Here is a 15597-nt window from a genome sequence, read left to right on the forward strand (position 1 = left end):
CGCAAGTCCTTGCGCGCGAAAGATCTTTTCGCACCGCGGACGCCGTGCGGCTGGCTGCCGGCTCAAGGCCGGCATGACGGAGACACTCGTATGAATGTCCGCATCAAGGTGCCTGGCTTTTTCGCAGGTGCCTTTGTCAGACCACGACGGTCAGCGGCGGTATCCGCTTGTCTGCCGGGCTATCCTGCTCGGAGGCCTCCAGCAGATTGAGCTCCCGCCGCTCCTTCTCCGACACGATCGCAAGGTCGAGGACCTTCTGCAGATTGGCGGCGTGGCGGAAGGTCGGGTCGTCCTGCTTTCCGGTTCTGACGGCTTCCGCAAAGCGCTGATAGTTGGTCAGAACAGCCGGGACCTCGATGTCGCGCCAGGTGGCGGTCTCGATATCCTCGCCGAAGCAGCCGCGCAGTTCGGAACCGTCAGGGCGATGGATGACCTCAAGGCTGCCCTTTTCGCCATAGACGCGAAGTTTCAGCTCATTGAGATGGCCGGTTGCCCAGCGGGTCGCATGGATGACGCCGAGTGCACCATTGGTGAAATCGACCGACATAGTGAAGCTGTCGTTGGCATCCAGCAGGTACTCGCCGATCTGGCCGCCCGGTGCCTTGTTAAAGGTCTTCAGGCGGGCAAAGACGTGGTCGATATCGGTCGCCGCGCCATAGGCGGCGAAGTCGAGGATGTGGATGCCGACGTCGCCGAGCACGCCGTTCGAGCCGTGACCGGTCGACAGGCGCCACAGCCAGCGCGATTCCGTGCGCCAGTCGCCCCAGGCGCGCGAGACCAGCCAGCTTTGCAGGTAGGAGGCCTCGACGTGCCTGATGGTGCCGAGTTCTCCCGCCAATACCATTTCGCGGGCCCGCTGCAGCGGAGCGACGTTGCGATAGGTGAGGTTGACCATGTTGATGACGCCGGCAGCCTCTGCCGCTTCCGTCATCTCCAAGGCGTGGTCGTAATGCTCGGCCAGCGGCTTTTCGCAGAAGACGTGCTTGCCGGCTGATATCAGCGCCAGGCTCGTCGCGTGGTGGATGCGATCAGGCGTGACGTTGGTGGCCGCGTCGAATTCACCCCATGCGATCGCTTCCTCGAGCGTCTGGAAGCGCTTCTCGATGTGGAAGTGATCGGCAAATTCGGCGAGGCGCGCCGGGTCGGTATCGACGGCGCCGACAACTTCCACGCCGTCGATGGCGAGGAAGTTAGCAACCTGGTTTCTGGCCATCGAGCCGGTGCCAAGAACGAGTAGTCGCATATGTGTGCTCCTCAGCGGTAACCGGCTTCGCCGGCCTGATGCAGTCGCGGGCCGCGTTCGACGATCGGCTCTAGAGCCTTTTCGACCGGAACATTCGGGGCATCGGTGATGCTCTTCAGATCACCTTGCGGGTTATAGGCCCATTTCACGCCGTTGATGAGTACCTTCTGAACGTTGGCATCATGATAGGTCGGATAGGTTTCGTGGCCAGGGCGGAAGTAGAAAATGTTGCCGGCACCGCGGCGCCAGGTGAGGCCCGAACGGAAGACTTCGCCGCCCTGGAACCAGGAGATAAAGACGGTTTCCAGCGGCTCCGGCACGGAGAACTGCTCGCCGTACATTTCCTCGTTTTCGAGAACGAAGTTTTCATCGAGACCGGCGGCGATCGGGTGGCGTGGGTTGATCGTCCACAGACGCTCGCGCTCGCCGGCTTCGCGCCACTTCAGCGCGCAGGGGGTGCCCATCAGACGCTTGAAGATCTTCGAGAAGTGGCCGGAGTGCAGGACGAGAAGGCCCATGCCTTCCCAGACGCGCTTGGCGACGCGCTCGACGACGACGTCGGAGACCGCGCCGTGATCCTTGTGGCCCCACCAGGTGAGGACATCGGTTTCGGCAAGGCGGGCTTCCGTCAGGCCGTGCTCGGGCTCCTGCAGCGTGGCCGTCGTCGCCTGGATCGCCGGATCGGTATTCAGCGCGTTGGCGATGGTGGTGTGCATGCCTTCGGGATAGATGCCCCGAACGATGGCATTGGTGGTCTCGTGGATGTTTTCACCCCAGACAATGGTGCGAATAGGCAAGGTCTTGCTCCTTCATGCAGATGGTGGATCGACCTCGATGGGAGGCGAGGCGGATCCTGTGGTTTTTGGTAGATGTCAGGCCGCGCCTTTAAGGAACACCCTCTCGAGCGCGCGTCCGGATTGGTCGAAGCGATGAACACGGCCAGCCATCGGGGAAACCCCGAGTTTCTGGCCGGGCTGGTGGCCGGAGACGCCCGTTTCCCGCACGACAAGCGGCTCTGATGTGCCGATGTCGAGATAAACGAAGCTGTCGGAGCCGAGAATTTCGGAATGAATGACGGTGCCGCGCCAGGCGGCGTCCTGCTGAACGATCTCCATATGCTCGGAGCGAACGCCGATGGTGTGGGCATTGTAGGGTGCCGAGAACTCACCGGTCAGGAAGTTCATCTTCGGCGAACCGATGAAGCCGGCGACGAAAACAGAATTCGGCGTCTCGTAGAGTTCGAGTGGCGTGCCGACTTGTTCGACGACGCCGTCCCGCAGAACGCAGATGCGGTCGGCGAGCGTCATCGCCTCGACCTGGTCGTGGGTGACGTAGATCATCGTCGTGCCGTGCATGCTGCGGTGAAGCTTGGCGATCTCCAAACGCGTCGCGACGCGGAGGGCTGCGTCGAGGTTCGACAGCGGCTCGTCGAACAGGAACACCTTGGGATCGCGGACGATGGCGCGACCGATCGCGACACGCTGGCGCTGGCCGCCCGACAGTTGGCGTGGCAGACGCTCCAGGTAGGGCGACAGCTGCAGCATGCCGGCTGCTTGTTCGACACGAGCCTTGCACTCTTCCTTCGTGCGTCCCGAGAGCTTCATTCCGAAGGCCATGTTCTCGAACACGGTCATGTGCGGATAGAGCGCATAGGATTGGAAGACCATGGCGATGCCGCGCTTCGACGGCGCGTAGCGGTTGACCGCCTCGCCATCGAAGGAAAGCGTGCCCGAGGTGATGTCCTCCAGCCCGGAGATCAACCGCAGCAGTGTGGACTTCCCGCAGCCGGACGGGCCGACGAAGACCATGAACTCGCCCTTGCGGATGTCGAGCGAGACGCCCCTGATGACTTCAAGCGCACCGAAGCTCTTGCGGATATTGTCGAGTCGAATCTGTGCCATATCGTGCTTTCTTCAACCTTTGACGCCGCCGGCGGTCAGGCCGGAAATGATGCGCCGCTGGAATATCAGGACCAGGACAACGACAGGGACCGTAACAATGACGGATGCTGCCATGATGTTGCCCCACGGGATTTCGAACTGGCTGCCGCCCGAAAGCAGGGCAATGGCAACCGGCACCGTTCGCTGAGCGTCCGATGAGGTGAATGTTAGGGCGAAGAGGAATTCGTTCCAGGCTGTAATGAAGGCAAGCAGACCGGTCGTGACTAGAGCCGGCCACATCAGCGGCATGAAAACCTGGGTGATGATGACCCACGGCGAGGCGCCGTCGACGATCGCCGCTTCCTCGATTTCGATCGGCAGATCGCGCATGAAGGTGGTCAGAACCCAGACCGTGAAGGGCAGGGTGAAGATCATATAGGAGAAGATCAGCGCGAAGGGCGTGTTGAAGATGCCGATCCAACGGATCAACTCGAACAGGCCAGCGAGCACGGCGATCTGCGGGAACATCGAGACCGACAGGATCGTCAGCATCAGCAGCGCGCGGCCGCGGAAATTGACGCGGGCAAGCGCATAGGATGCTGTGACGGCCAGCAGCAGCGAGGCTGCGACAACGAGGATGGCGACGAGCAGCGAGTTTCCGAGGCTGCGGATGAAGCTGCCGGTGGTCAGCACCGACGTGTAGTTGGTGAGCGAGATCGAGGTCGGCCAGTAGTTGACCTCGAAAAGGGCAGTGCCGGCTTTGAAGCTCGTCAGGATCGCATAGTAGAACGGGAAAACCGCGATTATGACGATGACGGTGACGAGCAGATAGAAGAGCGTGTTCTTGGTCAGGGTCAGCAGCATCAGCGGTCGCTCCCACCGAGGTTGACGCGACCGAGCCACATGTAGAGCACGGTGATCGTCGCGATGATAAGGAAGAGCACGGTCGACGCCGTCGCCCCATAGGCGAACTTGTCGAAGTCGAAGAGGTTTTCGCGCGCCATGACGGACATGGTCTTGGTCTGAGCATTGTTCGGCGTCAGCACATAGATCAGGTCGAAGATGCGCAGAGCGTCGAGCATGCGAAAGATCACGGCGACCATGATGGCCGGGCGGACCAGCGGCAGGGTCAGGCGCCAGAATACCTTGATCGGATTGATGCCGTCGATCTTTGCCGCCTCGTAAATATCGGCAGGTACCATCTGCAGACCGGCGAGGATGAGAAGCGCCATGAAAGGCGTCGTCTTCCAGATGTCGACGATCAGCACCGCGATCATTGCCGTCTCGGGATTGGCGGTCCAGGCGATCTTCTGGCTGATCAGGCCCATGCCGAGCAGGATGTCGTTGAGGATGCCGAACTGGTCGTTGAGCATCCAGGCCCACATCTTGGCGGAAACGATTGTCGGGATTGCCCAGGGAATGAGGATGGCGGCCCGGACGATGCCACGGCCAGGGAAATTCGCGTTCAGTACCAGGGCGACGATGAGGCCGAGGATGGTTTCGATGGTCACCGACAGGAACGCGAATTTCATCGTGTTCCAGACCGCTTTCCACCAATTCGGGTCGGCGAGCAGGCCGCTATAGACCGTGCGCCCGCTCTTCAGCGTGATCCAGGAGAGGTAGTTCTTGAAGCCGACGAACTCGGCGCCGCTGAGGTTGGTGAGCGATGCGTTCGTGAAGCTGAAATAGATCGTCCTGAAAAGGGGCCATCCGGCGACGACGGCAAGAATGAACAGGGTGGGGGCCAGGAATATCCAGGCGGAACGGATGCGCTCGGCGCGCAAGTCCGACGAGGTATTGACGGCGCGCGCTCGCGATCCGACGCTTTGGGAAACTGCGGCTTCAGTCATGTGGTACCCGCTTCTTGAGGCGATTGACGGTGGCGTCTCAGGGAAGGGCAGCGGCGGGACGTCCGCCGCTGCCGATGCCTTCGATTACCAGTTCTCGCCCTTCAGCGATGTCAGGTCGGCCTCGAGAAGCTCGAGGTTTTCTGCGGACGTGCCGTTGCCCGAAAGCGAGTTGTGAACAGCGGTCCAGAACTTCGAGGAGACTTCGTTGTACTTGACCTTGGCGGATGCCGACGGACGCGGAACGGCGTTCTGGAAGATTGGTTTCCAGTTCGGCATGAACGGCTGTGCCGCGGCGATGTCCTTGTCGTCATAGAGCGCCGACAGCGTCGGCAGGTTGGAGAGCTCGATCGCCCGCTGTTTCTGGCTCTCCTTGGAGGTCAGGAACTTGGCGAGCGCGATCGCGGCGTCCTGGTTCTCAGAGTATTTGGAGACTGCGAGATTCCAGCCGCCGAGCGTCGATGACGGCGAGTCGCCTTGCTTGGCAACCGGAAGCGTCGTTACATCGAACTTGCCCTTGACGGCACTGTCTGCGCCATTGCCGAGGGAATAGGCATAGGGCCAGTTGCGCATGAAGACGGCATTGCCGGTCTGCCAGACGCCGCGGGACTCTTCTTCCTGATAGGCGAGGACGCCGCCGGGCGAGATCGTCCCGATCCATCCCTTGGCGCGGTCAAGCGCTGCCGCGGCATTCTCGTTGTTAATGGAGATCGTGCCGTCCGGTTCGATGATCTGGCCACCGCCCGACGACTTCACCCATTCGAGCGCGTTGCAGGTCAGGCCTTCGTAGGCATTGCCCTGGAAAACATAACCCCAGAGGTCTTTCTGGCCGGCGGCGCGTTCCTTTTCCTGGATTTCCTTGGCGGTTGCCGCCATTTCGTCCCAGGTCTTCGGCGGCTGCTTGCCGTATTTGTCGAGCAGGTCCTTGCGGTAGTAGAGCGCCGGCGCGTCGGTGTAGAGCGGTAGCGCCACGAGGCGACCGTTCACGGTCTGCGAAGCGATGATCGACGGGAAGAAGTCGCCGACGACATCCTTGGCGGCATCCTTCAGGTCGACGAACTGATCCGCCAGCTGCGGCGCCCAGATGACGTCGGTCTGATAGATGTCGACGTCCTTGTTGCCGGCGGCGAGCCACAGGCGGTACTGCGAGAACTGCTCGGTCGAGGAGGACGGCATGGTCACGATGCTGACCTTGTTGCCGGTCTCCTTCTCGAAGGCGTCGAGCTGCTTGCGGAGGAGCTCCAGGTTCTTGCCTGTGGAGCTGGCGGAAATGCTGATATTTGCGGCGAAGGACGGTTGTGCGACGCCAATCAAGGCGGCCGCGACGGCGACCGCTGTGAAACGAAACTTCATATCTTCCTCCCAAAAGAACCAAACATTGGAAAAATTGAAAACGGTTTGGCTGGAAAAAGTTGTCAGAAGGTCGATATTGAGTCAAGCGGGCACTCGTGCCAAAGTCGCACAACCGCGATCACATATTGATAACAAAGCAAAATCATAGAGATGCTGCTCAATTTGGTTGTGGGTAAAGGTCGAAATACCTCTTCGGGGAATATCCAAAATTGAAAACGGTTTGGTTGCTTGTAAGCTGCTATGCTTAGGCCATAAGCAAGACCAGCACTTGGCGGCGATCAGCCAGATGGACCAGCACGAAAGACGCAATGTTGAATGAAGCTTAAAGAGTTCGCGAAACAGGTCGGATTGTCTCCAACGACAGTCAGTCGTGCGCTGAGTGGTTATCCTGAGGTGAGCGAGACCACGCGTGCACGCGTTGCGGAAGCCGCCGTCAGACTGGGCTACAGCCCGAACGTCAACGCGGTGCGGCTGAAGACGGGTCGGGCGGGCGCGATCGGCGTGGTGATGGGGCGTGCCGGCGAGTTCCACTTCGCCGAATTCATGGCCGGCATGGCGGAGCGGCTGGTGGCGGAAGAAACCGACATTCTCGTCATCCCGATGGCGGATCCGAACCAGGAAGACGAGATGCAGCTTTACCGCCGACTTGTGGAGAGCCGGCGCGTCGACGCGATCATCGTGCATTCGCCGAAACCGAATGACGAGCGCATCGCGCTGCTCCACGAGCTCGGCATGCCCTTCCTCGTGCATGGCCGGTCGGCCATTGACGTGCCGCACGCCTGGCTTGATATCGATAACGAAGCTGCGATCATGCGCGCGACCTCGCACCTGATCGATCTCGGCCATCGGCGAATTGCGATGATAAACGGTCGGCCGGGCGCGACCTATGCCCTTCACCGGGACAGCGGCTTCCGCAAGGCTCTTCAAAGCCATGGCATCGAGCCCGATCCGCAGCTGATGGCGAGCGGGAATTTCACCGACGAGCTTGGCTTCCGCTTCGCTCGATCTTTCCTCGAACAACCCAACCCGCCAACTGCCTTCGTCGCCGGATCCATGATGACGGCGCTCGGCGTCTATCGGGCGGCCCGCTCGCTCGGGCTGCAGATCGGCCGGGACGTTTCGGTCATCGCTCACGACGACGTCTTTCCGTATCTGACGGCGGACAACATGGTGCCGTCGCTTTCGGCAACGCGGTCTTCGATGCGCGCGGCAGGAACGCGATGCGCCGATCTTGTCCTGCAATTGCTGTCAGGACGGTCTCCGCTGGAGATCCACGAATTGTGGCCCGTCGAACTGATCCTGCGCGAGTCGACGGGGCCGGCCAGGCAGTCCACGTCCTGACGTCATAACTACGGATGCCGCTTCCCCCGGGACGGTTGCAGGTAGAATATCGCGCGTTTTTCCAAAACGATGGAAAGATGATTTCCGCCTCAGCGGAATTTCGGTGCCTCGTTGATTGAGCGGACGGCGCCAAAATCGCATATTGACGGCAGTTGCTCAGGCATGTCGACCATCCTCCCGGTCGATGGGCAACTGTTCCCTCTGGAGGTTTTGACCTTCGAACTCCCAGCCACCGTGAATAGCGGTGGCTTTTTTTTGCCTATCGCGCCGTCGACGTGCCTCGGAACATTCGGTTGCGGCTCGTTTCCTCCGGAAGAAGAGTTGAAGGAGAGCGTCATGCAGGTCGTCGGCACGCAGGTCATTCCCGAGAAGGGTGGCAAACTCGGTTTACAATTGAATTCGTGGGCGATGGAGGGGAGATCGTTTCCGTCCAATTGCGCAATGACGAGAAGCAAACCCTCAACTCAAGGAACGCGGTTGAACGAGCCCAGGCTGTCGTGGCGGAGATGGCTACGGCCGACACGGAAGAGGCCAGCGTCGGCCGATTGAAGGCACGGCCGAGCGCTCGTGCCGCCGGCGATCAGACCGCAGTGGAAGAACAGCTGGACGAGGGATTGGAATGCACATTTCCAGCCAGCGACCCAGTTTCGGCAACTGGTTCCAGCATTCCGACCGGATCGGCAAAACACTGAGGACAGCGCCTGAAGGGCGTCGGCGGTTCCGCTTTGGCCCGATCAGGTTGCAAACGAGGAAAAAATCTGGCGCTCGCGGCGGTGCGCCGGAACTTTTTCGCTTCCAATCCATTGAATCCCTTCGTTGCCGAAGCAGGCGGGTGATCAGGTGCCTCAGATCCGGAAAATTGATCGCAAGAGCAAGCAGGTGGATGCCCGGGATAGGCTGATCATCGCGCTTTATGCTCAGCTCAAGGCCGAGCGTCAGACTCGCGAGACGCTGGAATGGGTTATTCGGAATGGGGGACTCTCGGACGAAGTCCTGGAGGCGATCGCGTCCGATCCGGTTCCAGTCGTCACCAGCGACGACATCGCCTCCGTCGAGAAGATCATAGCCATTGACCAGCGACGCAAACGCAAACTGCAAAACCACAACTGAGGGGGAATGTCATGGCAGCGCGGGCAAGCTGGAAAGGCCATCTCAAGGTCGGAGACCTTGTCTGCAGCGTAGGATTATATACGGCGGTTTCGACCTCGGACCGCATCTCGTTCAATATCATCAACCGGAAGACTGGCCATCGGGTGGAACGGCAGTTCGTCGATAGCGAGACGGGCAAGGCGGTTGAGCGGGATGACCAGGTCAAGGGATACCAGCTGGACAATGGCGAATACATCGTCATCGAGGGCGAGGAGATGGCTGGCGTCATGCCGGAAAGCGACAAGGTCCTCAACGTCCAGAATTTCGTACCCTACAGCGAGATCAACAAGCTCTATTTCGACAAGCCCTACTACCTGGCGCCCGTCAGCGAGGATGATGAGGAGGCGCTCGGTCTGATCGCCCGCGCCATGCGCGATCAGAAGGTCGCCGCGATCGCGGAAGCAGTGCTCTTCCGCCGCAACCGTACCGTCCTGATCCGGCCGCAGGACGACTATATCATCGCAACGACGCTGAGCTTCGATTACGAGGTGCGCAAGCCGGAGACGGTCTTCAAGGACATTCCGGAGATGAAATTCGACAAGGAAATGCTCGAACTGGCCGGGCACATCATCGGCACAAAGAAGGGCACCTTCGTTCCACAGGAATACGAGGATCGATACGAGATGGCGCTCTCGGAGCTGGTCAAGGCGAAGATCGAGGGCAGGGAGCTACCGAAGGCCAAGCCGAAGCCGCAGGGCAAGGTCATCGATCTCATGGACGCTCTGCGCCAGAGCGCCAAGCTGAGCGCCAAGCCGCGAGCCGGAAAGGCAGCGCGGGCAGATAGCGGACAGACGAAGGCGAGCTGACGATGGCTCTGCAGGCCTATCAAGCCAAACGCAATTTCAAGGTAACACCGGAGCCGCGCGGGAGCAGGCGTGTCGGCAAGCCTCCAGCGCAGGCCGCGCTCAGTTTTGTCATTCAGAAGCACGACGCGTCGAGGCTCCACTATGACTTCCGGCTCGAGCTCGACGGCGTGCTGAAAAGCTGGGCCGTTACGCGCGGTCCAAGCCTCAACCCCGATGAAAAGCGCCTTGCCGTCCATGTCGAGGACCACCCGCTTGATTATGGCGACTTCGAAGGCATCATCCCGAAGGGCCAGTACGGAGGCGGCACGGTGCTGGTTTGGGATCGCGGCACATGGACGCCAAATGGCGATCCGCACAGGGGCTATAAGAAGGGCCATCTCGAATTCGACCTTGACGGCGAGAAACTGAGCGGCCGCTGGCATCTGGTCCGCATGCATGGCAAGCCGGGTGAACGCCAGGAAAACTGGTTGCTGATCAAGGCTGATGATGCCGAGGCCAGCCACAAGGGCGACATTCTCAAGCAGCGACCTGAATCGGTGAAAACGGGCCGCAAGATCGAGGAGGTGGCGAAGCACCCTGACGCCACCTGGAACTCCCATCCCAAGGGAGCGTTAAAGTCCGCCTCTTCAAAGCCCGCAGCGAATCAAGCAAGACCGAAACGTCAGGTGTGGCCGAAGGGGGCCGAGAAGGCGGCGTTGCCTGCCTTCATCGAGCCTGAACTTGCCAAGCTCAAGGCCAAGCCTCCGTCGGGAGAAGGGTGGATTCACGAGATCAAGTTCGATGGGTACCGGTTGCAGATTCGGCTTGAGAAGGGCAAAGCCACTCTGCTGACCCGCAGCGGGCTTGACTGGACCGACAAATTTGGCCCGGAAATCGTCGCGGCCTTCACGGCACTGCCGGCGAAGGCCGCGATCCTCGACGGTGAAATCGTCGTCGAGCGTGAAACCGGCGCCTCGGACTTTTCGGCCTTGCAGAATGACCTTAGCAAAGCCCGGCACGATCGGTTCGTGTTCTATGCCTTCGATCTGCTTTACCTCGATGGATACGACCTGCAGCAAGTGTCACTGACCAATCGCAAGGCCTTGCTCGCGGACCTGCTCGCCGACGTCGACGCGCGACTTCGCTATAGCGAGCATTTTACCGAGAAGGGTGCCGTTGTGCTGGAACACGCGCGCCAGCTCGGGCTCGAAGGCATTATCTCGAAACTGGCTGACAGCGAGTACGTGTCGGGACGTACCAGCGACTGGGTCAAATCGAAATGCCTGCAACGGCAGGAGCTGGTGATCGGCGGCTATGTGCCTTCGAGTGCGATGAACAATGCGATTGGCTCGCTGGCAATGGGCGTTTACCGCAAGGGAAAGCTGGAGCATGTTGGCCGGGTCGGAACGGGCTTCAGCGTCAATGTCGCGCACGAACTCTATGACACGCTGTCGGCGATGGAGCAGACGGAGAGTTCTTTCGACGACGAGCTCACCCCCGAGGAGCGTCGCGGGCTGGTCTATGTGAAACCGAAGCTTGTTGCCGAGGTTGAGTTTCAGGCATGGTCGGCGGACAACAAGTTGCGGCACGCCGCGTTTCGCGGGTTGAGAGAAGACAAGGCGCCAGAAGAAGTTATGCCCGAAGCAACAACGACGACTGCGCAGGAACTGCCTCAATCCAGCGTCACGCTCACCCATCCCGATCGGATCTATTGGCCGGAGGAGGGGATCACCAAACAGGGACTGGTCAGCTATTACGCACGGGTATGGCGCTTCATTGAGCCCTATGTGACCAAGCGGCCATTGGCATTATTGCGTTGCCCCGACGGCATTGCCGGCCATCAGCGGTTTTTCCAGAAGCATGCCTGGAAAGGCATGAACGCCAATATCGAGCAGATCACCGATCCGAAGGACAGGGGCGGCGAGAAGTTGCTGCGCATCACCGACTTCGACGGGATGGTCGCGCTCGTCCAATCGGCCGTGCTGGAGATCCATCCCTGGGGGGCGACGACGGCGAGTTGGGAGCGACCGGACATGATCACGATGGACCTTGACCCGGCCGAAGACGTTAGCTGGGCCGAGGTGATCGCCGCTGCCTACGAATTGAAGGAGCATTTGGAAGCCGCGGGCCTGGCGGCCTTTGTCAAAACCTCCGGCGGCAAGGGGCTGCACGTCGTAAGCCCGCTCAAACCGAAGGCCGGCTGGGCGCCGGTCAAGACTTTCGCCAAGGCGCTGGCCGACGGCATGTCCAGGGATCACCCCGACAAGTATCTCGCGACCGCCACGAAGGCGAAGCGGAACGGCAAGATCTTCATCGATTATCTGCGCAACGGTCGCGGCAACACGGCCGTCGCCGCCTATTCGACGCGTGCGCGGCCCGGCGCTGCTGTTTCGATGCCGCTTGAGTGGAACGAACTGACCGATGAAATCGGTCCGGCCTATTTCACGGTCGACAACGCTCCGGCACGTCTCGATGCCTTGCGCAGCGATCCATGGGCGGATTTCTTTGCCGCCGCCGTTCCCCTTGAGAAGCGAAAGTAGCGGAGGCGGCTGCGGTCTCTCAACGAGATTTCGGGCGTCCCGTTTCCTTGGCGAGGCTCTTTTTCAGGGCGTCCATGATGTTGACGACATTGCCCGTCGGCTTGGATGCCGGCCGCTTGGATGAAGGCGGTGTGGCTTTGACAAGGCTCTTCTGCTTCGCACGGATCATGGCTCGCAAGCGCTTCTGGATCGGATCCTGCACCATGGCGGGCTGCCAATCCTCCGTTCGATCCTTGACCAGCTTCTTCATCATGGAGAGCACCGTGTCATCCACTTTGCCGTGGCTATCCAGTGTCGCGGCCGGCGGGCGAACTTCGTCGCCGAAATGCAGTGTCCAGAGGATGATGCCCTTGCCCTGCGGCTCCAGGAGGACGGCGCGCTCACGTCGGTAGAGAACAAGTCGCGCAACGCCGACGACATCGTTTGCCTTCATCGATTCGCGGATCACGCAGAAGGCTTCGGTGCCGACCTTGTCCTCAGGCGTCAGAAAATGTGGTTTGTCGTACCAGATCCAATCGATCGAGCCGCGCGGCACGAAAGTGTCGATGTCGATCGTCTTCGTGCTTTCGAGCCCGACTCCATCGAGTTCCTTGTCCTCGAGGATCACATAGTCGTCCTCGCCACGCGGATAACCTCGGGCCTGATCCTTGTCGGCGATCGGCTTGTGGGTGACGCCGTCGACGTAGCGGCTTTCGACGCGGTTCTTCGTCTTTCGGTTCAGGACGTGAAATCGAAGCTGGTTGCTGTCCGTCGTCGCCGGTGTCAGGGACACTGCAGCCGTGACGAGTGACAGTTTGAGATAACCCTTCCAATACGTCTGACGTGCCATTCGCGCCCTGGCGCCCTGGCGCCATCTCCCGTGGCCGCATTCGCGGCAATCCTCCATAACGGTGTGAGCAGCCGTTTGGTTCCATTGCGCGCGGACAGATAGAGTCAGTGCCCATTGAGCGCCTTGAGCCAGCGGAGCACGGCGATCTCCTCCTGATTCATCCAGCGCAGCAGTCGCACGCTTCGGCTCGGTCGGGCGGTGGCGAGACTGGCAAGGTCGCCGGTCTCAAAGCTTTCGAATATCTTTGGATGGATATAGGACGACCGGCATACTGCGCGCGTGTTGACCAGGCGCGCGGCAATTGCGTCGATGACTTCATTCACCTGCCGGGCGCGCCCTCGCTGGCTTTCGTGTGGTTCAAGCGAAGCCAGCCCGGTCGCAGCCATTTGCGTTGCTCCCCAAGTGCGGAATTGGCGGGACGTGAAATCGGCTCCGGATGCTTGCCGTATGTAGCTGTTGACGTCCTGTGATTGGATGGGGTGGCAGACACCATCGTCATCGATGTACTGGAAAAGCTGTTGCCCGGGCAGCTCCTGGAGCATCTGCACGGCGCGCGTGATGCGACGGTCGCTATGACTGAGGCGCCATTCCTTTCCTGACTTGCCCTTGAAGCGGAAGTGAATGCTCGACCCTGATATTTTCACATGCTTGTTGCGCAGCGTCGTCAGGCCATAGGACGCGTTCTCCGCGGCGTAGCTCGCATTGCCGACGCGGATGAAGAGGTTATCGAGCAGCCAGACGATTGTTGCGAGCGCCTTGTCGATGTTGGGTGCCCGGCGCCGGAGGTCTGAATCCACCTTCTTCCGGATCGCGGGAAGCGCCGAGCCGAAGTCGGCAAGCCGCTCGAATTTGCTCTTTTCCCGCTCGGCAGTCCATTTGGGATGGTAGCGGTATTGCTTGCGGCCGCGAGCGTCGCGGCCAGTGGCCTGCAGGTGGGAATGGGGGTCGGCAGAAATCAGGACCTCGGTATAGGCCGGGGGAATGGCAAGCGCGGAGATGCGATCGAGCTCCGATGGCTCCGTGATACGGATGCCACCGGCGTCGTAATAGACAAATCCCTTTTTGCCCGCCTGCCTGCTGATGCCGGTCTCCAGGCTCGCTATGAAAACCAAGCCGTCGGCAGTCGACGCCCCATTAAGTTGCGACGTCGCCGGTTCGTTGCGGGGTTGCGATTTATGAGTCGTTCTCTGATCCACAGTGAGCACGAAACGTCGTTGTCGTCGCTAGGTTCCGCTGCCGGCTAGGTAAGACGGCGGAACGGCGGCGAACGCGGCATTGAGTGAAGGTGGCGCGCTTGGCCCGGATTACCAATAGGACTTGGTATCTGGCTATAATCTCCCTCTACTTTCAAGGGCTTCGGTGCGCCGGGTGTGACCGACGCGCGGCACTGCCGATTCGATTCGCAAGATGGCGGCGAATTCGTCAGACCTAAGTCCAACTACCCAAGCACTGGGCCAGCGCTAACTGACCCTTGTCCTTCTGCCCCGAAGGATGAGGGAGGCTTTAGGATGTCGCGGACCAACCCTCCTGCAGCCTCCCTCCTTCCGATCGGACCTTGGTCCAACTTTCCAAGCGGGCATGCTCTGTCTAAGTTGTTCTCGTCCTTCCGCCAAAAAGGACACGCAAGGGCGCCTTCGGGCTCCCCGAGGGCTCGAGAGGATCACCAACGGGTAGGCTGACCTCTCGGCTCTCCCGTGTGAGGCAAGAGCTTCCTGCTTGACCCGGCCTGATGGCATTTGAGACTGGTGGGCAGGAGGGAAGACCCCGATGACGCCACGCAGCACGAGATTGTGCTTAGGTACCCACTCGCCTCGTCGGTTCTCCCGCACACGGCCTTGTCGAAGCGCCCAGCGACGGCCGCTACGTGATTGAGCACCCAACCGGCACATGGAGGTGTTCCTCGATATAGGCCCAGACGGCAGAGTGAAGGGCGCAGGGACGATCAGGACGTCAAGGAAGCTTTTTGACGGCATTGTCTTCCCCAGTTGATACTGACAAGCTTCGAAGAAGGCCGCCCAACGGTAAACCCAGACACCAGACGGTGAGCGGAAAACCGCGATCACTCTTGCGCGCCCTTCTTTAGCCGAAGCCAAGAACACGGCGGGTCGAGCATCAAAACCCTCATGAACTTAACTAACGTGCCAACCTGGGCGCTCGCCATTTATTGCGTCAGCTAAAGGGTTTTGGCTGGCTTGCTTGTAGCCCAACCCGATTAAGAGCCAGACAAACAAGGGAGCTAACCTATCGGCGATAGGCCGGCCGACAACGTGCCTAACGGAATTTCTTTACGACCTCGTACTTCCCGGCTTCCCAAGCTCTCATCTCGCCACCTTCGCAAGAGTAGTTTTCGTCAGTCTCCGCTATCCCGATCCCAATGCCCTCAACCTGGGGATCGTCGAAGGTGACGTATATGTCCGCCTTCTTGATCTTCCGCTCTTGAAAGTCCTCCAAGATTTCCTTGTAGCACGCGACATTGGGTTTCAGATTGTCGCGTAGAATTCGGGCTTCGGTTTTCTTGGTTATCTCTGAGAGCGGGCGTGTCTCAGCGAGAGCAGTAGGAGAAACTGACAGCGCCAACAACAAAGTAGGCGCAAGGGCCAAAAGAAGCTTGCTCATCTCATCGTCCGTTT

13 protein-coding genes and 1 pseudogene are annotated in these 15597 nt (G+C 60.2%); 5 read left to right on the forward strand and 9 right to left on the reverse strand.

Annotated elements, in window-relative coordinates; genetic code table 11:
- Window positions 1-136 precede the first annotated feature (136 nt).
- The 6 genes from RHIBUN_RS0108930 to RHIBUN_RS0108955 all read right to left on the reverse strand — a co-directional run bounded on the left by RHIBUN_RS0108930 (window position 137) and on the right by RHIBUN_RS0108955 (window position 6323).
- Complete coding sequence (locus RHIBUN_RS0108930) at window positions 137-1243, reverse strand: Gfo/Idh/MocA family oxidoreductase (RefSeq protein ID WP_025659318.1); 1107 nt, start codon at window positions 1241-1243, stop codon at window positions 137-139.
- Between the two features lie 11 nt (window positions 1244-1254).
- The gene (locus RHIBUN_RS0108935; RefSeq protein ID WP_025659319.1) at window positions 1255-2040 is read right to left on the reverse strand and encodes a ThuA domain-containing protein; all 786 of its coding nucleotides are present in this window, start codon (window positions 2038-2040) and stop codon (window positions 1255-1257) included.
- Between the two features lie 75 nt (window positions 2041-2115).
- The gene (locus RHIBUN_RS0108940; protein ID WP_025659320.1) at window positions 2116-3144 is read right to left on the reverse strand and encodes an ABC transporter ATP-binding protein; all 1029 of its coding nucleotides are present in this window, start codon (window positions 3142-3144) and stop codon (window positions 2116-2118) included.
- A gap of 12 nt (window positions 3145-3156) precedes the next feature.
- The gene (locus RHIBUN_RS0108945) at window positions 3157-3987 is read right to left on the reverse strand and encodes a carbohydrate ABC transporter permease (RefSeq protein ID WP_018116605.1); all 831 of its coding nucleotides are present in this window, start codon (window positions 3985-3987) and stop codon (window positions 3157-3159) included.
- Window positions 3987-4973 (reverse strand): sugar ABC transporter permease, encoded by a 987-nt coding sequence (locus RHIBUN_RS0108950; RefSeq protein WP_025659322.1) that lies wholly within the window; start codon window positions 4971-4973, stop codon window positions 3987-3989. Before RHIBUN_RS0108950 ends, RHIBUN_RS0108945 begins: the two co-directional genes overlap by 1 nt.
- Window positions 4974-5057: 84 nt before the next feature.
- Window positions 5058-6323 (reverse strand): ABC transporter substrate-binding protein, encoded by a 1266-nt coding sequence (locus tag RHIBUN_RS0108955; RefSeq protein ID WP_025659323.1) that lies wholly within the window; start codon window positions 6321-6323, stop codon window positions 5058-5060.
- 315 nt (window positions 6324-6638) lie between these two features.
- On the opposite strand from RHIBUN_RS0108955, the gene RHIBUN_RS0108960 reads away from it, so the two are divergent.
- The 5 genes and pseudogenes from RHIBUN_RS0108960 (at window position 6639) to ligD (ending at window position 12138) form a co-directional block, all read left to right on the forward strand.
- Entirely contained in the window at window positions 6639-7664 is a 1026-nt protein-coding gene (locus tag RHIBUN_RS0108960; RefSeq protein ID WP_018857145.1) for a substrate-binding domain-containing protein, read from the forward strand.
- 336 nt (window positions 7665-8000) lie between these two features.
- Window positions 8001-8356: pseudogene (locus tag RHIBUN_RS37235) on the forward strand (hypothetical protein).
- Between the two features lie 148 nt (window positions 8357-8504).
- Window positions 8505-8774 (forward strand): hypothetical protein, encoded by a 270-nt coding sequence (locus tag RHIBUN_RS0108970; RefSeq protein ID WP_025659324.1) that lies wholly within the window; start codon window positions 8505-8507, stop codon window positions 8772-8774.
- A gap of 11 nt (window positions 8775-8785) precedes the next feature.
- The gene (locus RHIBUN_RS0108975) at window positions 8786-9619 is read left to right on the forward strand and encodes a Ku protein (protein WP_018857143.1); all 834 of its coding nucleotides are present in this window, start codon (window positions 8786-8788) and stop codon (window positions 9617-9619) included.
- Between the two features lie 2 nt (window positions 9620-9621).
- On the forward strand, window positions 9622-12138 hold the full coding sequence (ligD, locus tag RHIBUN_RS0108980) for a DNA ligase D (RefSeq protein ID WP_025659325.1): 2517 nt from the start codon (window positions 9622-9624) through the stop codon (window positions 12136-12138).
- 19 nt (window positions 12139-12157) lie between these two features.
- Here ligD and RHIBUN_RS0108985 read toward each other — a convergent pair whose 3' ends face one another.
- The 3 genes from RHIBUN_RS0108985 to RHIBUN_RS0108995 form a co-directional block, all read right to left on the reverse strand.
- Entirely contained in the window at window positions 12158-12967 is an 810-nt protein-coding gene (locus RHIBUN_RS0108985; protein ID WP_025659326.1) for a Ku protein, read from the reverse strand.
- A gap of 104 nt (window positions 12968-13071) precedes the next feature.
- The gene (locus RHIBUN_RS0108990) at window positions 13072-14079 is read right to left on the reverse strand and encodes a DNA topoisomerase IB (RefSeq protein ID WP_025659327.1); all 1008 of its coding nucleotides are present in this window, start codon (window positions 14077-14079) and stop codon (window positions 13072-13074) included.
- Between the two features lie 1159 nt (window positions 14080-15238).
- Window positions 15239-15583 carry a hypothetical protein gene (locus RHIBUN_RS0108995; RefSeq protein ID WP_018857139.1) on the reverse strand — a complete coding sequence of 115 codons (345 nt, stop codon included), beginning with the start codon at window positions 15581-15583 and terminating at the stop codon, window positions 15239-15241.
- Between the last annotated feature and the right edge of the window lie 14 nt (window positions 15584-15597).

This window comes from Rhizobium sp. IBUN (assembly GCF_000510625.1).
In the GTDB taxonomy this organism is placed as follows: Bacteria; Pseudomonadota; Alphaproteobacteria; order Rhizobiales; family Rhizobiaceae; genus Rhizobium; species Rhizobium altiplani.